General features: G+C 68.9%; 18 protein-coding genes. 3 read left to right on the top strand and 15 right to left on the bottom strand.

All coding sequences use genetic code 11. The features are described 5' to 3' along the window. Nucleotides 1–77 precede the first annotated feature (77 nt). The 7 genes from AB3M90_RS00625 to AB3M90_RS00595 all read right to left on the bottom strand — a co-directional run bounded on the left by AB3M90_RS00625 (nt 78) and on the right by AB3M90_RS00595 (nt 10,713). Nucleotides 78–848, bottom strand: coding sequence for an IclR family transcriptional regulator (locus AB3M90_RS00625; protein WP_412949331.1), 771 nt, complete (start codon nt 846–848; stop codon nt 78–80). A 72-nt stretch (nt 849–920) separates the two neighbouring features. Continuing rightward, nucleotides 921–2,915 (bottom strand): beta-galactosidase, encoded by a 1,995-nt coding sequence (locus AB3M90_RS00620; RefSeq protein WP_412949330.1) that lies wholly within the window; start codon nt 2,913–2,915, stop codon nt 921–923. 16 nt (nt 2,916–2,931) lie between these two features. Beyond that, a complete protein-coding gene (locus tag AB3M90_RS00615; protein ID WP_412949329.1) occupies nt 2,932–5,046 on the bottom strand; it encodes an alpha-galactosidase in 2,115 nt (704 codons plus the stop codon). A 29-nt stretch (nt 5,047–5,075) separates the two neighbouring features. Further along, complete coding sequence (locus AB3M90_RS00610) at nt 5,076–6,011, bottom strand: carbohydrate ABC transporter permease (protein ID WP_412949328.1); 936 nt, start codon at nt 6,009–6,011, stop codon at nt 5,076–5,078. Then, nucleotides 6,008–6,988 carry a carbohydrate ABC transporter permease gene (locus AB3M90_RS00605; protein WP_412949327.1) on the bottom strand — a complete coding sequence of 327 codons (981 nt, stop codon included), beginning with the start codon at nt 6,986–6,988 and terminating at the stop codon, nt 6,008–6,010. The genes AB3M90_RS00610 and AB3M90_RS00605 overlap by 4 nt, the downstream gene beginning before the upstream one ends. Continuing rightward, nucleotides 6,985–8,298: an extracellular solute-binding protein gene (locus AB3M90_RS00600; protein WP_412949326.1), complete on the bottom strand. Its 1,314-nt coding sequence runs from the start codon at nt 8,296–8,298 to the stop codon at nt 6,985–6,987. The genes AB3M90_RS00605 and AB3M90_RS00600 overlap by 4 nt, the downstream gene beginning before the upstream one ends. Before the next feature lie 36 nt (nt 8,299–8,334). Continuing rightward, nucleotides 8,335–10,713 (bottom strand): beta-galactosidase, encoded by a 2,379-nt coding sequence (locus tag AB3M90_RS00595; RefSeq protein ID WP_412949325.1) that lies wholly within the window; start codon nt 10,711–10,713, stop codon nt 8,335–8,337. A gap of 207 nt (nt 10,714–10,920) precedes the next feature. On the opposite strand from AB3M90_RS00595, the gene AB3M90_RS00590 reads away from it, so the two are divergent. Then, a complete protein-coding gene (locus AB3M90_RS00590) occupies nt 10,921–11,925 on the top strand; it encodes a LacI family DNA-binding transcriptional regulator (RefSeq protein WP_412949324.1) in 1,005 nt (334 codons plus the stop codon). Nucleotides 11,926–12,005: 80 nt separating this feature from the next. Continuing rightward, nucleotides 12,006–14,213, top strand: a complete 2,208-nt coding sequence (locus tag AB3M90_RS00585) for a right-handed parallel beta-helix repeat-containing protein (RefSeq protein WP_412949323.1) — start codon at nt 12,006–12,008, stop codon at nt 14,211–14,213. Between the two features lie 57 nt (nt 14,214–14,270). Here AB3M90_RS00585 and AB3M90_RS00580 read toward each other — a convergent pair whose 3' ends face one another. Together AB3M90_RS00580 and AB3M90_RS00575 are read right to left on the bottom strand one after the other, a co-directional pair. Beyond that, complete coding sequence (locus AB3M90_RS00580; RefSeq protein WP_412951183.1) at nt 14,271–14,921, bottom strand: GAP family protein; 651 nt, start codon at nt 14,919–14,921, stop codon at nt 14,271–14,273. 14 nt (nt 14,922–14,935) lie between these two features. Further along, nucleotides 14,936–15,448 (bottom strand): hypothetical protein, encoded by a 513-nt coding sequence (locus AB3M90_RS00575; RefSeq protein ID WP_412949322.1) that lies wholly within the window; start codon nt 15,446–15,448, stop codon nt 14,936–14,938. Between the two features lie 186 nt (nt 15,449–15,634). Between AB3M90_RS00575 and AB3M90_RS00570 the strand changes: the two genes are divergently transcribed. After that, on the top strand, nt 15,635–15,841 hold the full coding sequence (locus AB3M90_RS00570; RefSeq protein WP_412949321.1) for a hypothetical protein: 207 nt from the start codon (nt 15,635–15,637) through the stop codon (nt 15,839–15,841). Nucleotides 15,842–15,847: 6 nt separating this feature from the next. On the opposite strand, the gene AB3M90_RS00565 is transcribed toward AB3M90_RS00570, so the two are convergent. The 6 genes from AB3M90_RS00565 to AB3M90_RS00540 all read right to left on the bottom strand — a co-directional run bounded on the left by AB3M90_RS00565 (nt 15,848) and on the right by AB3M90_RS00540 (nt 21,638). Next, a complete protein-coding gene (locus AB3M90_RS00565) occupies nt 15,848–16,618 on the bottom strand; it encodes a GntR family transcriptional regulator (protein WP_412949320.1) in 771 nt (256 codons plus the stop codon). A gap of 10 nt (nt 16,619–16,628) precedes the next feature. Continuing rightward, nucleotides 16,629–17,384 (bottom strand): SDR family oxidoreductase, encoded by a 756-nt coding sequence (locus AB3M90_RS00560; protein WP_412949319.1) that lies wholly within the window; start codon nt 17,382–17,384, stop codon nt 16,629–16,631. Then, nucleotides 17,381–18,229 (bottom strand): carbohydrate ABC transporter permease, encoded by an 849-nt coding sequence (locus tag AB3M90_RS00555; RefSeq protein WP_412949318.1) that lies wholly within the window; start codon nt 18,227–18,229, stop codon nt 17,381–17,383. The genes AB3M90_RS00560 and AB3M90_RS00555 overlap by 4 nt, the downstream gene beginning before the upstream one ends. Before the next feature lies 1 nt (nt 18,230). After that, nucleotides 18,231–19,082, bottom strand: a complete 852-nt coding sequence (locus AB3M90_RS00550; RefSeq protein WP_412949317.1) for a carbohydrate ABC transporter permease — start codon at nt 19,080–19,082, stop codon at nt 18,231–18,233. 98 nt (nt 19,083–19,180) lie between these two features. Further along, the gene (locus AB3M90_RS00545; RefSeq protein ID WP_412949315.1) at nt 19,181–20,335 is read right to left on the bottom strand and encodes an ABC transporter substrate-binding protein; all 1,155 of its coding nucleotides are present in this window, start codon (nt 20,333–20,335) and stop codon (nt 19,181–19,183) included. A 256-nt stretch (nt 20,336–20,591) separates the two neighbouring features. Further along, a complete protein-coding gene (locus AB3M90_RS00540; RefSeq protein ID WP_412949314.1) occupies nt 20,592–21,638 on the bottom strand; it encodes a ketopantoate reductase family protein in 1,047 nt (348 codons plus the stop codon). Nucleotides 21,639–21,641: the final 3 nt, after the last annotated feature.

Genomic DNA, 21,641 nt, shown 5'->3' with positions numbered 1-21,641 from the left:
CACTCGCGGTCGACGCCGCTCGTCGCCCTCGCCGCAGATCGCGACGACGCGAGCTCCGGTAGGTCAGGCCCGTGAGATCAGACGTTGCCGGTGTAGCCGAGGTTCGCGCCGATCCGGTCGGCGACCTCGATGGCGGTCGCCGCGAGGTCGGCCTCGCGCTCGTCGAGCCGCACGGCCGTGGTCGGCCCGGCGATGGAGATGGCCCCCAGCACCGAGCCGTCGACGCCGCGGATGGGAACGGCCACACTGGCCCTGCCCAGAGCGAACTCGTCCTGATCCTTCGCGTAGCCGGTCCGCGCGATCTCCGTCACCTGCTCCTCGAGCACGCCGAGGTCGGTGATGGTGGCGGGGGTGAAGACCGTCAGCTCACCCAGGAGCTCCGGCCACTCCGCCACGGCCACTCCGAGGAGGAGGCACTTGCCGGCGCTGGTCGCGTGCATCGGATCGTGACGACCGACGATCGAATGGTTGCGCGGCGCCTCCGCGCCCTCGAAGTTGGCGAGATACATGACGGTGGCCCCGCTGCGCACCGCCAGATTGACTCCGAGACGCGACGACGCCGCGAGATTCTGCAACACCTGCCGGGCGCCGCGGAACAGCGGCTGCTGGTTCACGGCGACGCCGCCGAAGGTGATCATGTCGGGTCCGAGTCGGTAGAAGCCGCTCACCGGATCGCGCTCCACCAGGCCTTCGGCTTCGAGGGTCGCGAGCAGGCGCGAGGCGGTCGAGACGCCGAGGCCGGCCTCTTTCGCCACATCGGTGACCCGCATGGCCTGTCCCCGGCCCAGCAGCCGGAGGATGCCGACAGCCTTGCCGACACTCTGAATACTCCCGGTAGCCGCGCCCATGAGCCCATCTTATGATCAGCGCACCCGAGTTGAACGATACGCACGGGCCGTGCGTGTCTCGCGCCCCTCCTCTCACCCCGTCGTCGCGGTGTCCTCCCACAGCATCCGCCAGTCCCACGCCGCCAGCCGCACGGCCGACACCTCCTCGCCCGTGAGCACGTCGCGTCCGCTCAGCGCGATCTCCGCCACCGGGCCGCCGTGATTCACGAGGGTGAGCATCGATCCGCGTCGCGCGACCTCGACGTGCTCGGGCAGTCCGGGCAGAGTCGGCTCCACCGCGGCATCCGCCAGCGCGGCGTCGACGACGGTCTGCACCCCGGCCTCGTCCGGCAGGGTGGCGAGGTATCGCGCCACCCCGCGGCCGTGGGTGTTGCGGGTGACCGCCGCGTGCCCTCGACGGCGACCGGTCGTGAACCGCGCCTCGACCGATGCGCCGAGCGCCTCGATCTCCTCGGCGTGGACCGTGCCGCGGAACCCGCCCCACGGCGCCTTGACCAAGGCCTCGCGTTCACCGGGCCCGACGGCATCCACGGGGACGAGCGCTCCGAAGTCCTCGAGGCGGATGCCGACGACCGGTCCGAGCCGGGTCAGATAGCCGCCCGGACACAGGCGGTCGTGCTCGTCGACGACATCGCTGAACGGACCGGTCAACAGGTGACCGCCGCCGGCGACGAACCTCTCGAGCGCCGCGGCTCCGGCGGGGCGCAGCAGATAGAGAAGAGGGGCGACCGCGAGTGCGTACCGGTCGTCGACCCGTTCGGGCGGCACGATGTCGACCTGCGCGTGGCGTCGGTGCAGCGCCCGGTACCAGCGGTGCATCTCGGCGTAGTAGTCGATGCCGTTGTGCGGATGGTCGAGCCCCTCGACGCCCCACCAGTTCTCCCAGTCGAACACGAGGGCCACGTGACCGTCGCGCTCGTCGGGAGGCGGCAGAGGCGGCAGGGCGGCGAGGTCGGCGCCCAGCGCGACCACCTCGCGCCACGAGCGGGTGTCGGTACCGGCATGCGGCAGCATCGCCGAGTGCAGGCGCTCGGGACCGCTCACCGACTGACGCCACTGGAAGAAGAGGATGCCGTCGGCCCCGCGGCCGACCGCCTGGGCACTGAGCGCGGCCATCTGCCCCGGCGCCTTCGGCGCGTTCGCCTGCCGCCAGTTCACGGCGCCGGTCGACTGCTCCATGAGGTACCACGCCGCGCCGGGCTTCAGCGACCGCATCAGGTCGCGCTGGAACGCTGCATCCCGGAACGACTCGGGATCGTTCGGATCGGGGTAGCAGTCGTCGCTCAGGACGTCGAGGTGCTCCGCCCAGCGGTTGTAGTCGGCGGGCTTGAACGCCCCCATGAAGTTCGTCGTGATCGGCTGGGTGGCGCCGTGAGCGCGCAGGACGTCGCGCTCCAGGAGGAAGCACTCGAGAAGCATGTCGCTCGTGAAGCGCCGGAAATCCAGAAGCTGATGGGGGTTCCGACTGCACGGGGCGAGGCGCGGCGGGACGATCTCGTCGAACGAGCCGTAGCGCTGAGACCACACGTCGGTGCCCCAGGCGGCGTTCAGCGACTCGATCGAGCCGTAGCGGTCGGTGAGCCAGCGGCGGAAGGCGTCGCGCGCGGCATCCGAGTAGTCGGCGTGCACGTGGCATCCGTACTCGTTGTTCACGTGCCACATCACGACGGCGGGGTGATCGGCGTACCGGTCGGCCAAGGCGGCCGCCACCGTCGCCGCGAGCCTCCGGTACACCGGCGACGACGGCGCGTAGTGCTGTCGGGCACCGGGCCAGTAGGTGGCACCGCGCTCGTCCTGCGGAAGGATCTCCGGATACTTCGCCGAGACCCACGGCGGCGGCGAGGCCGTGGGGGTGGCCAGGTCGACCGCGATCCCTCCCTCGTGCAGCAGATCGAGGATGCGGTCGAGCCACGCGAAGTCGAATCGGTCCTCCTCGGGCTGCAGCCGTGCCCATGAGAAGATGCCGAGGTTGACGAGGGTGACGCCCGCCTCGCGCATCCGGGCGATGTCGTCGGGCCAGATGTCTTCCGGCCACTGGTCGGGGTTGTAGTCCGCTCCGTAGTGCATGTCGGGTGCGCGCCGCTCAGTCGACGCGCACGGCGTGCACCAGGCGGGCGGTCTGCGGCCAACGCGCGGGCGGCAGCAGTCCGACCGCGGCGAGCGCGAAGCCCGACGCCTCGGTCGCCGCCGGTTCGGCGTCGTCGGGCGACACGATGCTCACGCGATACCGCGCCGACGGCTCGAGCCCCGGCAGCCGGAACGGAGGCGGGTCGGCGACCGTCTCCTCCAGGTGCGCGTAGACGAACAGGGCTTCGGCACGGTCCTCCGCGACGACGCCGGTCACGGCGACGGCATCGGGGAGGTCGTCGCCGCGCACCAGGCGCCCGGTGTGCACGAGCCGTCGATGCCGCCGGTACAGGCCGATCCAGTCGCGCAGCCGGGAGCGTTCCTCGGCCGTGGCGGACGACAGGTCCCACTCGATGCCGAGGTCGCCCAGGAACGCGGTGAGCACGCGGAAGTCGAGGTCGCTGACGCGTCCGGTCTGATGGTTGCGCGGAGCCGAGATGTGGGCGCCGATCCAGGCCAGCGGCGCGAGCTGTGCGGTCCAGCGCTGAATGCGCTGGCGCGAGAGGGCGTCGGTCCCGTCGCTCGTCCACAGTCGCTCCACCCGGGTGAGAGTGTCGAGGTCGACGCGGGCACCGCCCGACGCGCACCCCTCCCACACGATGTCCGGATGGGCGGCGCGCAGGCGCTCGAGCAGTGCGATGTAGCCGCGGGTGTGCGCGTGGATGCCCGACGCTCCCCCGCGGGTGCCCGAGCCCGCATCGAACAGCTGGCGGTTGTGATCCCACTTCACGTAGTCGACACCGCTGTCGGCCAGCACGCGGGAGATCTGCGCGAAGAGGTGGTCGGCGACCTCGGGGCGAGCGAGGTCGAGCACCTCCTGCGCCCGCATCGGCACCGGCACGCGACCGCCCGTGGACAGGATCCACTCGGGGTGCGCGCGGTAGAGGTCGGAGTCGATGTTGACCATCTCGGGCTCGAGCCACAGCCCGAACCGCATACCGAGGTCGTGGACCAGGTCCGAGAGGGGGCGCAGGCCCTCCGGCCCGAAGTGCTCCGACACCACCCAGTCGCCGAGTCCGCGCGAGTCGTCGCGACGCGAGCTGAACCAGCCGTCGTCGAGCACGAAGCGCTCGACACCGACCTCGGCGGCGAGGCGGGCGAGCTCGGCGAGCCGGTCGACGTCGTGGTCGTGATACACCGCCTCCCACACGTTGCTCGTGACGGGGCGTTCGGAGAGGGCGTCGGGATGCCACGAGCGCACGAGCGCATGCGTCTGAGCGGCGATGCCGTCGAGCCCGTCGTCGGCGGCGAACGCATAGACCCACGGCGTCTCGTACGTCTCGCCGACCGCCAGCACCACCTCGCCGGGGCCGAGGGCCTCGCCCCCGCCCATCGTGACGATGCCGGTGCGCTGACGCTCGAGCACGTGCCGGGTCTCGCCGGCCGAGGCGACGTGCACGCCGATCACCTGCCCGCGCCCGAAGCCGAAGCCCTGCTCGCCGGCGACGAGCATGGTCGCCGAATCCCAGCCCGGTCTCCCCTCGGTGCTCTCTCGAACCCACGTGCCGTCGGCGATGAGCCGCCGCTGCGGCATCCGCTCCAGCGCCCAGCGGCCCGTGAAGTCGAGCTGCTCGCTCATGGTGACCGGAACAGGAAGGGCGACCTCGAGCGACTCGACCACGTATGCGCCCGATCCGGTGTTGCGCACCGCGTGGCGCATGCGCACGCCGCCGCCCGCCACCGCCTCGATTCGCGTGGTCAGGGCGAGGCCGGCCGCCGCGTCGACCGCTTCGACCAGCAGTGCGTCGTCGCGCCGGTCGATCGCGACCGGCACGAACCGCGTCGACCAGTCGCGGCCCGCGCTCGCGGCATCCACGATCCGGTGCCCGCGGAGCGCGCGTCGGCCGATCCAGCCACGCGACACCTCGCCGAGCAGCGGAACGGCTCGGCCGAGGGTCTCGAACGGCGTCGGCAGCTCGGGCGGCGTGCCCGTGAGCGCGGCCAGGTCGCCGGCGGCGTCGGAGCGGATGCCGCCGGCCGGTGCCGCCCCGAGCCACGCCAGCGCGGGGAGCCGATCGGGGCGCTCGACGACGACGAGGGACGTGCGGGTGCCGATGACGTGCGTGGTCATGCAGGATCTCCGATTCGTGGCCCGCGGTCTCAGCCCTTGACGGACGAGCCCATGGCCGAGGTCATGAAGTAGCGCTGGCCGAAGAGGAACACGGCGATCACGGGCAGCATATAGATGATCGCGCCCGCAGCCTGGAGGGGCACCAGCGGGTTGCCGCGGGGGTCGGCGTACATCGACGTCGTCGCGACCGCCAGCGTCGTGTTGTCCATGTTGAGCAGCAGCGCCGGCGCGAGGTAGTCGCCCCAGGCGCCCGTGAACGACAGGAGGAAGACGGTGAGCAGCGCGGGCCGCGCGAGCGGGAGGAACACGGTGAGATACGAGCGGATCCATCCCGCGCCGTCCATGATCGCGGCGTCTTCGAGTTCGCGCGGAACGGCCGAGAAGAACTGACGGAACAGGAAGATGAAGAACGGCGCTCCGGCGAGCCCCCACAGCACCCACGGCCAGTAGGTTCCGACGAGGCCGAGCCGGGCGAACAGCACGTAGGTCGGGATGAGGGTCGCCATCGCCGGGATCATCATCGTCGAGACGACGAGCAGGAAGAGCGCGTTCTTGCCCGGAGCGCGCAGGCGCGCGAACGCGAACCCGACGGTCGCGCTGCTGAAGGTGGTGAGCACGCTGGTCACCAGCGACAGGAACAGGGTGTTGGCCCCGTACGCCAGATAGTCGACCTTGGTGACCGCGTCGATGAAGTTCGACCACGTCGGCGACGACAGGTCGAGCAGCCCCGCCACGCCGTCGTTCAGCTGCTGAGGGGTGGCGAGCGCGGTGAGCACGATCCAGATGAACGGCAGTCCGAACAGGGCGATCGCGAGGACGACCATGATGTAGATCGCGACGGAGGGGCGCTGGCCCGGTGCCGCATCGGCGCGTCTGCGTCTGCGTCGCGACGGCACCGTGAGGCTGAGCGTCGTGATGGGCGGCGCGGTGGCCGTTCCCAGCGGGCTCTGCGCGAGCTGCGTCATTTCTCGTCCTCCTGCTCGTCGACGTCGTTCTGGTAGAACACGACCCGCCTGCTGACGCGCTGCATGAGCACCGTGAACAGAAGGATGATGACGAAGAACACCCATAGCATCGCCGAGCCGTATCCGAAGCGGTTGTTGAAGAAGAACTCGTTGTACACGTGCACCATGAAGAGGGTCGTGCTCTCGGGCACCATCGACGACGAGAGTTTGCCCGACGACTCGGCGAGCAGCATGGGCTGCACGAGCATCTGCAGCGTCGCGATGATCCCGGTGATCACCTGGAAGTAGAGCACGGGAGAGATGAGCGGCACGATGACGCTCCGCAGCACGCGGAAGCGCCCGGCGCCGTCGAGGCGGGCCGCCTCCTGCAGCTCGGCCGGGACGTCCTGCAGCGCGGCGAGGGAGATGATCATCCCGCCGCCGAGGCCCCACAACGACATGACGATGAGGGCGTAGATGACGTACGGGTCGGCGAGCCAGGTGACCTTCGCACCGCCGAACAGCTCCACGATGCCGTTGAGGAGACCGGCGTCCTTGTTGAAGATGAGTCGCCACATGATCGCCGTCGCGACGATCGGCACCACCGACGGCACGAAGAAGATGGCGCGGACCACGCCGCGGGCGCGGATGCGCTCGTTCACGAGCAGCGCCAGGAAGAGCCCGCCCGCCACACTGAGGGGGACGACGACCGCGGTGTACGCGAGCGTTCGCACCAGGCTCTCCCATACGGCGGGACTGCTGCTGAACAGCTCGACGTAGTTGCGGATGCCGATGAAGCGCCACTTCGACGACGCGCCGTCGTAGTTCGTGAAGCTCACCACCAGCGCGTAGACGACCGGGGTCAGCGTCAGCAGGACGAATCCGGCGATCCACGGCGACGCGAAGAGATAGAAGGTGCGGGCCCGGTAGCGGCGCCACCCGCGGGTGCGGGTGGCGCCACCGGAGACGGCCTGAGCCGCCGCCTCGACCGTTGTCATCCCAGCTGGTCCTTGCCCTGGGCGAGGAGGGTGTTCATCCGGTCCTCCAGCTCCTCGGCGATCTGCTTCGCGGTCTTCTCCCCGAGGATGCCGGCCTGGACGCCCTTGTCGAGCTCGGGGTTCCACTGCTCGACCGAGAGGTACGGCGAGTCCTGCAGCGGGACGACGTACTCCATCTCCTGCTTGGCGACCTCGATCGCCTGCTGCTGGTACGGCTCCTTCGTGGGCAGGTACTCCCACATCGACTGCAGACCCGGCAGTCCCCAGCCGCTCTTCGCGCGGTCGATGGCCGGCTGACCGCCGATGAAGTACTCCATCACGCGCCAGGCCTCTTCCTTGTTGTCGGAGCCCTCCGGGATCCAGGCGCCGACCGCGCCGTTGACGGCGCTGATGCGCTCGCCGAAGGTCGGCGCGGGGGCAAGGGTCGAGGTCGATGCGACGCGTGCGGCCTCCTCGGCGGTGAACTGCCCGGCGAACCAGTAGCCGTCCATCGTCGCCGCCATCTCGGCCGACGTGTACGCGGGACCGTCCTGCCCTGCCGCGAGCGGGTCGAGCGACGTGGGGCCGACGTCGGCCTTGCCGTAGTCGATGAGCCACTGGATGGCCCGGATCGCCTCCGGCGAGGTCACGTCGGCCTCGGTCAGGTCGTCGTTGAAGATCTTCTCGCCCTGCTGCTCGACCATCTCCTGGAAGAGGCTCCCGATGCCCCACTGCCATTCGATGCCGATCGGCAGCTCGACGCCGGCGGCCTTGAGCGCGACGCCCTTCTCGATGATGTCGTCCCAGCTCGACGGCTCCGTCGTGCTCAGCGGCTCGACTCCGGCCGCCTCGAACATCGCCTCGTTCTGCCAGAAGGTCGTGTCGGGGCTGAAGTCCTTCACCAGCCCGTAGAGCTCGCCCGACCCGCGCTCGGTGCCGTTCCAGCGCCACAGATCGTTCACCGGCAGCAGGTCGTCCTTCTTGATGACCTCGCTGTCGGCGAGGAAGTCGTCGAGCGGTGCGGCGAGCTCGCGCGCGAAGAGGTTCGCGCTCGGCTTGCCGCGCACGAGGTCGGGCGGGTCGCCGGCGGTGAGCATCGCGTTGAGCCGGTTCGTGTCGAACTCGACGAACTCGATGTTGATGTCGGGGTTCTCCTTCTCGAAGGCCTTGACCTGATCGGCGGTGAACTCGCTGGTGGCGTACATGACGGTCACCGTGGTGACTCCGGCGGCGTTCGCGCCGCCGGCCGTGCATCCGGTGAGAGCAAGCGCGCCGGTCGCCAGCAGCGCTCCTGCGCTGAGCGCCGTACGGCGGGGGGTGGTGTTCGACATCATCGTCCTTTCGCTGCGGGGGGTGGGGGAAGTGCGTCAGTGGTCGTGGTTCAGGATGGCAGTCTCGCGCCAGCGTGCCGGTTCGACGACGCGGACGGCGTCGATCCGGCCGATGGGCGTGTCGGAGCGATCGCGCAGCGCCTGCCCCGCCTCCCACACCCGCACCGGTGCGTCGGGATGGAGGGGAAGGAGCTCGAGCACGACGTCGGAGTCGGCAGCCGCTCCGACGTCGGCGAGATTGACCACGAAGTCGTGCCCGGTCCAGAACTGGTCGTAGACGACCTCGCCGTCGACGACCAGCTGCAGGACGTCGCCGTGCCACGAGACCTCGAGCTCGGCATCCGTCTCGCCGATGTCGGCCGGGAGGGGAACGCGGATGCGACGGGCCAGGGCGCGACGCTGCTCGAGGTCGGGCGCCGACCAGATCTCGTGGAAGCGCCCGTAGCCGTCGGCCGGCACGGCACCCTCGGGCCGCAGGAGCTCCGTCGTGATCACGCGGTCGGTCGCCGGGTTGTCGAGCGCGACGTCGAGATCGACGAAGGCACGCGCGGCGGTGTCGTAGCGACGGACGGGGCTGGGCGTCGTGGTCCGTCCGGCGAGCGCGCCGTCGGGCCCGACCCACAGTGCTCCGTCGGCGACCACGAGACGACGCTCCGGGTCTTCGAGCACCCACACGCGGGCGGCGTCTTCGGGCGAGAGCACGAGGAGGTCGAGAGTCCTGTCGCCCGAGCGGACACCGACCGTCGTCGATGTCGCAGCGTCGATGATGACGGTGCGGCCGTCCAGGCGCGCGTCCGCGGCGTCGATGCGGACGTCTTCCGTGAAGGCCACCTGCACCGGCACATCCGCCTCGGCGATGAGGACGAGCGTCGGCGCGCCGGCTCCGGCGCCGGCGCCCGGGAGCAGGGTGAGGGCGCTCGCCGTGGCCCAGCGCATGGTGATGCCGTCGACCGCGAGGTTGACGGGCCAGTGCGCCATCGTCCCCGCGGGGATCCGCACCGGCTCGTCGGGGAAGACGATGGTCTCGTGATCGAGGTCGAGCTCGAACCGGGTCGCGGGCGGGTCGAGGGGCTCGTAGGGCTGGTGGGCGTTGACGAACACGAAACCGCTGCGGCCGTCGCTGCGCAGCGCCCATCGGAGGGTCTGCGTGTCGCCGAGCGTGGGGGGCTTCACCGCGGGCAGGGTCGAGGGCATCGTGGCGAGCTGCTCGCCGAACGCGGCGAGGAACGCGTGCTGGCGTCGCAGGAGCGCGTGACTCTCCCGCACTCGACCGGTCGTGCTGACGGGGGCGTGGAAGTCGTAGTCGAAGGCGGGCATGTCGTTGGGGTAGCCCGAGGCGTGCGACTCCTGGAAGGTGGTGCGTCCTCTCGGGTTCACTCCCCCGACGTACATGTAGAAGCCCTGCCAGGCCGATCCGCTGCCGATCTTGGCGAGACCGACCGCCGCCACGTCCGCTCCGCCGACCTTCGGCCGGCGGTGATAGGCGCCGATCATGCCGCCGCCGAGCTCGCACGTCGCGGGCGGGAAGACGCCCGACGGCGACCGGCGCCCGCTGAGGATCTGCGGTCCGCCGAAGTGCCAGCGCAGATCCGCGCCGATGTGCGGGTCGTCCCACAGGTGGGTGAAGAAGAACTGCTCGCGGAACGCCTCCGGCCACCCGGCATCCGGCTTCGCCCAGAAGCCGTCGGGATAGCCGCCGTAGAGGGGGAAGACCTCGCCCTCGGGGAGCGCGGCCTCCCCCCATCCGGTGGCCGTCCAGATCGGAGCCTCGAGGCCCACACGACGCGCCATGTCCTTGAGCGCGGCGATGTGGTCGGGCTGGTCGTAGAGCTCGTTCTCGATCTGGATCGCGATCACCGGACCGGGTTCCCCGACGAGTCCTTCGAGTTCGGCCGCCAGTCGCGCGTACCAGGGCTCGACCAGGGCGAGGTAGGCCGGGTCGTTCGTGCGGTGCACCACCTCGGCCGCCTGCACCCAGTCGGGGAAGCCGCCGTTGCGCACTTCGGAGTGCACCCACGGGCCGATGCGCAGCACGACGTCGAGTCCGACCTCGGCGGCCGAGGCGACGAAGGCGCGGATGTCGCGGTTGCCGTCGAAACGGGCGTCGCCCCGCGTCTCCTCGTGATGGATCCACGGCACGTAGGTCGCGACCGCCGTGAGGCCTCCGGCGCGCATCAGCCGCAGACGGTCGAGCCAGCGGCTGCGCGGCACGCGCGAGTAGTGCATCTCGCCGGAGACCGGGATGAAGGGTCGGCCGTCGCGCTCGAGGAACCGGTTGGTCACCGTCACCCGCGCCGCGGACTGCGGCTCGTTGCTCATCGGCGGCCGGGATGCCGCCGTCGCCCACGGCGTGTGGCGGGCGTGAGCCGCGACGGCGGTAACCGCCGCTGCGGTCTCGGTCGTGACGGTGGTCATGGATCTCCTTCGATCGGCTGGTCTGGAACGACCATGACCTAAAATCGATTGCCGGTCAAGCATCAATTCGTGAGATCGTTTTCGTCGAATAGCTCGCATTCGTGCGGATAGAAACCCACAATCGTTTGTTGTGACGACGAACAATCGCGTCGCACCCAGCCCGACGATCCCGCCCCGGCGGGGAAGGAGAACCCTAGGATGACTGGCATGCCCTCCCCGTCCGCCGCCGCTGCCGGGCGGCCGACGATCGCGCAGGTGGCCGATCTGGCCGGCGTCTCGCCCGGCACGGCATCGCGGGCGCTCAACGGCAAGCGGTGGGTCAGCGACGAGACCCGCAGGGCGGTCGAAGAGGCCGTCCGCAAGACGGGATACCGGCCCAACGCCCAGGCGCGCGGACTGAAGCTGCGCCGTTCCGGCATCGTCGCCGTGCTGCTGGGCGAGCGCATCGACCGCCTGTTCGGCGATCCGAACTTCGAGGTGCTGCTCCGCGGGATCTCCGCCTCGCTCGCCGCCCGCGACACGACCATGGTGCTGCTGCTCGCCGGCGAGGAGCACGACAGGGCGCGCGCCCTCGACCTCGCGGCATCGGGCCAGGTCGACGGCGCGATCTTCGTGTCGTGGTACGACGGCGACGCGATCGTCGAAGCCCTCGATCGCATCGCCGTGCCGGTGGTCTTCTGCGGAAACCCCACTGCGGCTCGACCGGGCGCGAGTTTCGTCTGCGCCGACGACTTCGCCGCCTCGTCGCGCATCGTCGGCCACCTGCTCTCCCGCGGCCGGAAACGCATCGCGATGATCGCGCACTCCACGCCCGAGCGCGTCGACGGCTACCTGCACGCACTCGGCGACGCCGCCGACGAGTCGATCATCGAGCACGGCGACTACTCGCGGCAGAGCGGGTACGAGGCCATGCAGCGACTGCTGGCCAAGGACTCGTCGATCGACGCCGTGTTCGCGGGCAACGACCTGATGGCCGCGGGTGCGATCGACGCGATCCGCGACGCCGGCCTGAGCGTGCCCGCAGACATCGCGGTGGGCGGTTTCGACGACAGCGCGGTCGCCTCGCAGACGGTCCCCGCACTGACCACGGTCCGGCAGTCCTTCGACCGGATCAGCAGCGAATTGACGCGCCTGCTGATGGAGCAGATCGAGGGTCGCCCCGGCGCGCAGATCCGGGTCGGGAGCGAGCTCGTCGTCCGCGAGTCGACCTGACCGAAAGCATGCCGTTTCGGTGATGCATCCGGAAATTCGTCCTTCCCAAAGCGTCGCGGATGCTGCTAGCGTCGCCGCCCATGATGATTCGACGAGGTTTCCCGGGTCGCGCACCGTCGCCGACCGCAGCCCCGCGACGCGCCCTGCGCGCCGCCCTGATCGGCACCGTCGCCCTCGCCCTGACGGTCGGCGCCGCAGCCCCCGCGGAGGGCACTTCCGCCGCCGCGTCACCCCCGGCCGACACCGCGGGCGCCCTCTCGGCAGCGCCGGTGCGAACCGAGGCGGCAGGAGGAGGTTCGATCGCCGACCCCCTCCCCGACCCGGGATTGCAATCCCTGATCAGCGGCGCAATCGAGAGCGGACAGGAAAGCCTGACGATCGAACCGGGCACCTACGCCGTCGGCCCGACCGATGGCTCCTTCGGCAAACTTCTCACCATCGACGGCGCCGACGGCCTCACGATCGAGGCCGCCGGTGTGACGATCGTCGGCACCGAGCTGACCCGTGCGCTCGACATCCGCAACTCCACCGATCTGACCATCAACGGCCTGACGATCACCTACGATCCACTCCCTTTCACCCAGGGCGAGGTGACGCAGATCGCCGCCGATCTCGGCTCGATCGACGTCCGTCTCGATGAGGGATATCCGCAGGTCGCGTATTCCCGAGTGAGTATATACGACCCGCAGACCGGCTTCCAGAAGGCCGGCATCAATCACCTGTGGGGCACCACAGCCGCCTTCGTCGCCCCGGGAGTCGTGCGCGTCACGCTCGGCGGCATCGGCACGAACGTCGCCGTCGGTGACCCGATCACCCTCGCCGGCGGACCGACCGGCGAGGCCCATGCGATCTCCATGGAGGAGAGCGGCGGGACCGTCCTCCGCGACGTGACGGTGCACACGGCGCCGGGCTTCGGGCTGATCGACACCAGCGGCGACGGCGGCACCCTGCTCGAGCGCTTCCGGCTCACGCCGGGCTCTCCCCCGCCGGGCGCGACGCGAGCGCCTCTGCTGTCGGCCGTGTGGGACGGGCTGCAGTTCCAGTCGCTCGGCACCGGGCCCACGATGATCGACTCCGAGATCCGCAACGCGGGCGACGACTCGTTCAGCATTCAGACCCGCGCACTGCCCGTCCTCGCGGCGGACGGCGATCGGATCATCGTCGGCTTCCCCGACCGGTGGAAGGCGGCCTCGCTCGAGATCGGCGACCGCCTGGCGCAGTTCCGCGGCGACCCCGACGTGCACGTCACGGCGATCGCGCAGGTCGACTACGCCGCTGCGGCCATCGCACCCGAGATCCGGGCGAAGGTCGAGCAGGCGCAGTCCGAGGGATGGAACCCCTGGAACCTCGACAAGACGAGCGTGTACGAACTGACGCTCGACGCGACCGACGCGTTCGCCGCGGCGGACTTCGTGTTCAACCCCGACCGCATGGGCAACGACTTCGTCTTCAAGGACAACGTCGTGCGCAGCCCGGGCCGCGGCATCCTGTTGAAGGCCGGGAACGGCATCATCGAGGGCAACACCTTCGAGGGCGGCGACAAGGCGATCATGATCGCGACGGAGAACGAGGCCGACTCGCACGGCGGCACCGCCTACGACCTCACGATCCGCGACAACGTGTTCCGCGGCACCGGGTACCACCACGACATGCCGTGGTCCGATCAGGCGGGTTCCGTGGGCATGGCCGGCAAGAACGTCGTCAGCCGACGCGCCTACAGCAACATTCTCATCGAGGACAACCTGTTCGAGTCGATCCGGGGGCTGAATCTCAACGTCAGCAACGCCGAGGACGTCACGGTCCGGGGCAACGTGTTCCGCGACACCCATCGCAGCGACACGGGCGGCACCGGCGCCAACGGCGCGAGCTTCGGCATCCCGGCCGATGCGGTGGCCTACGTCGCCGAGTCGGATCGCGTCGTGTTCGAGGGCAACACCGTCGAAGGCATCGGCCCGTTCGGCAACGCCGCGCTCGTCGTGTCGCCCACCGCCGACGTCACCGGTGCGGAGACCATGACCGACGCGGTGCCCTCGGTGTCCGTGAAGAGCGGCGCGGAGTTCACCGTCGCCACCGGCGGCACGTACGACCGGGTGTCGTTCAAGCTCCACAGTCCCCGCAAGATCGACCGAGTCGTGCTCAACGGGGTGACGAAAGACCTCACCGACAACGCGTGGTCCGACGTCAACTTCGTGAAGCCGGGCACCTTCGGAGCCGTGAAGGGCCGGAACACGCTCGTCGTGCACGACACCCAGGGCGGCACGCGGACGATCGTCTTCACGCTCAACTGATCGCGTCGCGGGGTCGGATCGATCGGGTCCGACCCCGCGCCGACGCGCGACGACAGGTCAGCGTGGCACGAGCATGTTCACCACGCCGACCACGAGGAGCACCGTGCCGATGACGGCGAGCGCGATCGTCGTCAGGCGCCCGGAGTTGTGCGAGAACCATCTCTTGACCCGTCCGAGCACCGGGCCCGCCCGTTCGCCCCAGATCGCGGACGCGGCGCTCGGCAGGGCGACCGTCGACACCGCGACGACGGTGAACGCCACGGCGGCGAGCGCACGGCCGGCGGAGTCGAAGACCGCTGCTTTCGCCGCGGCGGCCGCGATGAGGATCAGGTTCTCGGGATGCACGGCGAACTGCAGACCGACGAGGGCTGCCTGGACGGGGCCGATCCGGCCGTGATCCGACGCCGCCCGCGGAGAGCGACCCGTCCCCTTCTCACGTCCGCGAAGGAGGTGCAGGACGAGGGCCACGACCAGCAGCGCCGCTCCCGCGACGACCTCCACCACTGCGGGATGTGCCAGCTTCGGGATCGACAGACGCACGAGCCCTGCGGTGGCGACGAGAAAGACCGAGGCGAGTCCGACCGCATACCCCGCCGTCAGCATCCAGCCCCGCGAGGCGCGGCCGGTGTCGACCAGGATGCCGATGATCGCCACGATCGGGAGCACGGTGAACGCCACCGCGATGGCGAGGGAGATGATCGGCGCCATGTCGGGCACGGCGGTCAGCCGCCGGTGAAGCCTTCGGCTGCGAGGTCGTATCCGGCCGCCGCGCAGGCCGTCGCGAGGTCGTTCACCGCGAGGTTCCACTCCTCGGATCCGATCCCCGGGGCTCCCGCGGCGCCCTGCGTCACGGCCGGCGCCGCATCGCTCACGGCCGCCAGAGCCTCCGCCACGGCCCCCTCGTCCGGTGAGGGGATGCGGGCGAGGACCCGCGTCGCCAGACGGTACCACCCGAGCTGCTCCTGCTCCTCCATCCGCCCGTCGACGAATCCCGCGTCGGCGTTGTGCACGATGGTCAACACGTCTCCGAATGCGGTGCAGGTCTCGGCCTCCGAGCCCTCCGCCGCCGACGTCACGGTGGGCGCGGGGGTCGCCCGTGCGACGTCCTCCGTGAGCACCGGTCCCTCCGGTGCGGCGGTGGCGGCGCACCCCACGGTGCCGGCGACGGTCAAGGAGGACACGAGCACCGCGAGGGCGATCGGCCGACGGCTGGGACGCGTGCGGGGTGAACTCATAAGCGGATCGTAACCCGCGGGAGCGCCCGGCGCTGAGCGCGCCGCACGTTCACCTGGATGGTGATGGGCGAGGCGGTCGACGCCGCCATGATGCTCGGAGATCGCGCCATCCCCGAGCCTGCCGCACGGAGGAGGATGTCCGAGGACATCTAGGACGCCTCGACGGTCGCCGCGCTCGACGCCGTCGTGAGCAAGTACGAAAACCACGGCAAGACGGCCGCGATCCGAGGCCCCAGCGACACCGCCGCCGCGTTCCACGGCCCTCAGCCGCAACCTCGGCTCGGGGAACTGAGCCACCGGAGGCCGGCCGGCCCGGTCATCGACCGGCTGTCCACGTCGAACGAGACGCTCAGGCTCCGCGCGACGACCGGATCGGCGGGATGCCGCGCGTGACGGCGGTCATTCCCGCTTCTCCATCGCGTCGACCACGCGCGAATACGACGCGTTCACATGGTGGCGGATGCGCTCGACAGCGGATTCCTTGTCGCCTGCTCGGATCAGATCGAGGATTCGACGATGATCGGGTTCCCATTCGGCGTCGTAGTCCTTGCGCAACGCCATCCGGGTCATGAGGAACGACAGGATCTGAGAGCGCAGGGCTTCCCACGCGTTCGCGAGACGGTCGTGATGAGCGGCCGCGATCAGGCCGTCGTGGAATGCCAGGTCGACTTCAGAGATGAGCTGAGGTGTTCGCCCCTCGCTCGTGGCGTTGACATAGCGATCGAGGACGGTGTCCAATCGGTCGAGTTCCTCTTTCGTCGCATGATCGCATGCCCATTCGACGGCGAGCGTCTCGAGGGCCCGGCGGAGGCTGAACACCTGATCGATATCGCTCCGATACAGTTCCGCGACCCGAGCGCCCTTGTATCGCTCGATGATCACGAGCCCCTCGCGTTCCAACGTCACGAGAGCCTGACGAACCGGGCCTCGGCTCACCTGCATCTGGGCGGCGAGTTCGTCCTCCCGCAATCGAGCGCCCGGCCTGAGCTTTCCGACGACGATGGCGTCGCGCAGCTGATCGGTCACCTCATCGGAGAGCACCCGCCGGACCGCCGGGTCGAAACCGGTTGCGTCGATAGCCACGAGGCCTGCTTTCTCCGAGAGGTCCGACCCCGCGATCGAATACTGTTGACAATATGCAATTGTAGCAGGCGCGCGAATCGCGAGCACGTGCGACGCGTCAAGCAGCCAACCATCCGCCGTCGACGGGCAGCACGATGCCGGTGATGTATGCGGCCGCAGGCGACGCGAGGAAGGTGACCGCGCCGACCAGGTCATCGGGCTCGCCCCACCGGCCGAGCGGAATACGCTCGAAGATCTGCCGGGAGCGCTCGGCATCGGCGAAGAGCGGCCCGTTCATCGCCGTGTCGATGAAGCCCGGCGCGATGGCGTTGACACGGATTCCGGACGGCGCCCACGTGTTGGACATCGCCTTCACCAGCCCCGCGATCGCATGCTTCGACGCTGCGTATCCCGGCACACCCCGCCCGCCGTGGAAGCTCAGCATCGACGCCGTCATGATGATGACTCCGCCGCCGTCAGCCGCCATCGCCCGCGCGACGCGGCCGGCGATCACGGCATAGGAGTTCTGGTTCACCTCGATCATCGCGTCCCAGGCGTCGTCCTCATCCGCGGCGGTCGGCGCGCGGCGACTGAGACCGTGATTGAGCACCAGGATGTCGGGAGCATCGGCGGCAAGGCGCTCGCCGAGTGCCACGCTCTCCGCACGATGCGAGAGATCCGCACGGACCGACCGGAAGGTGCCCCGACCGCGCCGGGGATCGCGCGATCCGTCGACGACGGAGGACGAGCGCGCGACTCCGACGACATCCGCGCCGGCGTTCCTGAGACCGTCCACGACTGCCGCGCCGATGCCGCGGCTCGATCCCGTCACGACCGCAGTCCGGCCGTCCAGTCGGAACACCGCGTCGTTCATCCCTTCACTGCTCCCGCCGTCATCCCGGCGATGACGTACTTCTGGGCGATCATGTACAGGATCACGGGCAGCAGAGCGTACAGCAGCCCGGCCGACAGCAGCTCCCCCACAGGCGTGTCGAGTTGCGAGATCATCGTCGCGAGCCCGACGGAAGCCGGGTACAGCTCAGCTCGGGAGATCAGCGTCGTCGCGAAGAGGTATTCTCCCCAGCTCGCGAAGAAGGCGACCACGGCGACCGAGACGACGGCCGGGAGCGACAGCGGCAGCACCATCCTCCACAGCACCCCCAGCTGTCCGCAGCCATCGATGAGGGCAGCCTCCTGCACGGAATCCGGAACTCGGTCGAAAGCTCCTTTGAGGATCCAGATGCAGACCGGGAGCACGAACGCGGCATGGAGCAACGACAGGGAGATAAGGCTCTGAAGGAGCCCCAGATCCTTGTACATCCCGAAGATGGGCACGACGATCACGGCCTCGGGCATCATCTGCGTCAGCAGCAGACCGAAGCCGAAAACGAGCTTCCCCCGCCAACGCAGGGACGACAGCGCATAGGCGCCGAACACCGAGAGCACCGTGGTGAGGATCATGGTCGCGATGGCCACCAGCGCCGAATTCGTGAGCCAGAGGGGCAGCGGCACCGCGGTGAGCACATCAGCCATCGGCCCGATGTCGATGGAGATCGGCACCAGAGGCGGCGGGAAGCGCAAGGAGGCATCGAGCGGTTGGATCGCCGTCACGATCATCCAGTACACGGGGAAGAGAACGAGCGCCGTCACGGCGATGACAGCGAGAACTCGGAGCGCATGGTGCAGCCGGAGGCGATCGCTCTGGCGGATGCGACTCATCTCAGCCCTCCATCCGGTCGACTCGCCGCTGGACGAGAGCGTAGAGCGCGGTTGCGACGATGGTCACGAGCAGGCAGGTCACGCCGATCGCCGCACCATAGGAATAGTCGAAGAACTTGAACGCCGTGTTGTAGATCGAGATCACGAGTGTCTCGGTGGAGCGGCTCGGCCCTCCGCCTGTCGTCAGCCAGATCAGCGCGAACTGCTTGAAGGAGAAGATGAACGCCAGCAGAGCCAGCAGCGCAAGTGTCGGCGTGATGGCCGGCAGGGTCACGTGCCGGAAACGCTGCCAGCCGTTCGCGCCATCGACGATGGCAGCCTCGTGGAGATCATCGGGTACCGATTGCAGCGCCGCCAGGATCACGATGCTGTAGAAGGGAAAGTTCTTCCACGTGGCGATGATGATGATCGAGACGAGCGAGAGGGGAGACGACGTCAACCATCCCCCGGCTCCCTGCGCCCACGGAGCGATGAGGTTGATGATCCCGAAGGAGGGGTTGAAGATCCAGATGAAGACGAGCACGGTCGCGATCTCCGGGAACGCCCAGGGCGCGGTCATGAGACCTCGCACCGCGCCCCTCCCACGAAACGGGCGGTTGACGAGGAGTGCTGTTCCGAGCCCCATCCCGACCGCGAAGACGACGACCGACAACGCGAACACGAGCGTCACGCCGAGACTGTTGAAGAAGTTCGGATCGCTCACCAGCCGCTCGTATTGTGCGAACCCGACGAATTCGCCGCTGGACGCCCCGAGACGGATGTCCTGGAAGCTCATCAGCGCTCCCTGCACGATCGGCGCGATGACGAAGACCGTTTCGTAGATCGCGATCGGTGCGACGATGAGCAGAACCAACCAGTTCCGGCGCCGCCTCCGCGAGGCGGGGGACGGCGCGCTCCGCCGGTCAGGCTGAATACGCTCCTCCAGAAGCGGCGCGACCATGGGTCCTCCGCCTAGCCGAGTCGACCGGCCAGCGCTTCGAGCTCGGCCTGCGCCTTGCCCATGGCATCCGCCACCGGAACGCCGCCCGTCAGCGACGACTGGAAGTGAGACAGGACGATGTTCCCGAACTCGTCGTTGGCGTTGATGAAGTCTCCCATCAGGTCCATCGGCGTCACCGGATCGATGCCCATGTACCCCTCGACCCATGGCAGATCCTTCAGATAGGTCTCGAAGGCGGGCACCTCGTTGAGCTGCGGATAGGGCGCCAGCATGTCGAGCGATTCCATGGTGAGGTCGGCCATGTGCTCGGGCTCCAGAAGCCAGCTGAGGAACTCGTTCGCCGCGTTCTTGTTCCTGCTTCCGCTGTACAGCGAGATCGGGTGCACTCGCGCGGTCCCCTTCTTCGACGCCCAGGGAGCCGGGATGCTGCGGAGTTCCTTGTATACCTCCGGGTTCGTCGACTTGAGGACGTTGACGGTCGCGGAGACCAGGAGCGCCTGCGATCCCCGGCCGTTCGCCATCAGCTCCATCTGCTGCGCGTCGTTGCTGCCCTGCGGGATCGCACCCTCGTACATCCGCTTGTACAACTCGAGGGTCTTCACGACCGGGCCGCTCGTCACGAGCGGCGTCTTTCCCTCGGCCCACGTGCCGTCGTATGCGTTCACCCAGTTCTGCAGCTGGAACCACCAGTTGGCCTGCTCGGCCATGGTGTTCGCCGCGATCAATCCGAACGAGTCCGGTCGTCGTGTCAGCTCCGCGGCCTGCGCGACCCAGTCGTCGACATTCGTCGCCGGCTCCAGCCCGGCGGCACCGAGGACGGCCTGGTTGTAGAGGAGGCCGAAGCTCACCGTCACCACGCTGACTCCGTAGATCTTGCCGTCTTTCGTGACGAACTTGTGAAGTCCGGGATCCGGCGTCACGCCTGCGGCGTCGATGGCCTCCGTCATCGGGTCGAAGGCGTCGAGTGCGAAGAGTCGCGACGCGAGGTCCGGTGGAGCGGTGATCAGATCGGCTTCCAGTCCGCCCGCCTGGACCTGGGTGAGCATCTGATTCGAGTACTCGGCGAAGGGCCATCCGACGAACTCGACTTCGACGGACTTACTCTGAGCATTGAAGTCGTCGATGACCTTCGCCCACGCTTCTTTGCGGCCAGGTTCGAACTGCATCCACGACGCGATCCGTACGGTGGTCTTTCCTCCCGCCCCGGAACTCGATCCTGAGGTGGAGGGCGCGCAGCCGGCCAGGGCACCGCCGAGCGCAAGGCCACCCAGGGTCAAGCCTCCGAGGAAGGTCCGGCGGCTGAGCTGGCCGGTGGGCAAAAGATGGTCGTTCAACTTTTCCTCCTTGAAAGGTCGATCGATGCAGACAGTGCGGACGTTGAGGCATAAATGAAATTCGTTAGACGTCCGACGTGACTGCACTCTATCGATCTGTGGACGTGCGGTCAATGCGCGGCGCGATGTCGTTCTCCGCTGAAGCTCCGAGCGCGATGGAGTCGAAACCTGCGAGAAGGTCACGGACGAACCTCAATCGCGGTGCGGGGATCCCACGACGCTCGGCCCGCTCGACGATGTCGCCGAATGTCTCTGCCGACTCCGTCGGACGCCCCGCGAGGACGTCCTGCGCCATCGATGACAGAGAGCCGGGTCCGGCTGCGGCAGCGCGCGCCGCGGTCACGATCTCCGTGGCGACGCGATCCGGATCGCGGAGCACGTACGACCCCATCGGGATGTCGGGATAGTCGGCGACGACGGCTCCCTCCGCGACCGCGACGGCAGCGCCCTCGCCGATCAGGTCGAGATACGCTGCGACGAGGGACGGCGATTGCATGATGGCTGTCGAGGTCTTGCGTGTGAGAGCGGACGTACCGAACACACCGAGGGCGTTGACGAACTTCATCCAGGTGAGACTGCGGATACTGTCGGACACGGCGGCATTCAGATCCGCTCGTCGGAAGAGATCGACGATCTGCGCGACTCTCGCGGACGAGCCGCCGCTCAATTCCCCGAAATAGGAGTACCCCTTTCCTCCGATGATGACGTCGGCCCCCTCCCTTCTCGCGTTGAACAGAGTGACGGCGCCCACGACGTTCTCTGCGCCGAAGCGAGCCATGAGGATCTCATCCTTCAGCACACCGTTCTGCAGGCCGGCGACGAGGCTGTTCCGCCCTCTGGGAACCTGCCGCACGACTCCCGCGAGTTGCGGCCCCTTCGTCGTGAATATGAGTGCATCATCGGGCGAAACCCTGGCGGGATCGAGTTGGAGACCCAGGCGGCCCGGTGCCACTGCGTTCCCATCGCTCAGTTCCGCGTGCAGGCGGCTCAGCCCTCCGACGGTGACAGCGCCCTTCGCCCGAAGGTCGGCACCCGTGCGTTCGGATGCCACCAACGTCACCGGAATGTGAGCGCTGAGGTGAGCGGCGATGCCCTGCGCGAGCGCACCAGCGCCGATGAATGTGATGCCGCGCATCGA

It is taken from the genome of Microbacterium martis (assembly GCF_047246685.1).
Taxonomy (GTDB): Bacteria; Actinomycetota; Actinomycetes; order Actinomycetales; family Microbacteriaceae; genus Microbacterium.
Note: the sequence above shows the minus strand (reverse complement) of the source record. Positions and strands in the feature narration are given on the sequence as shown.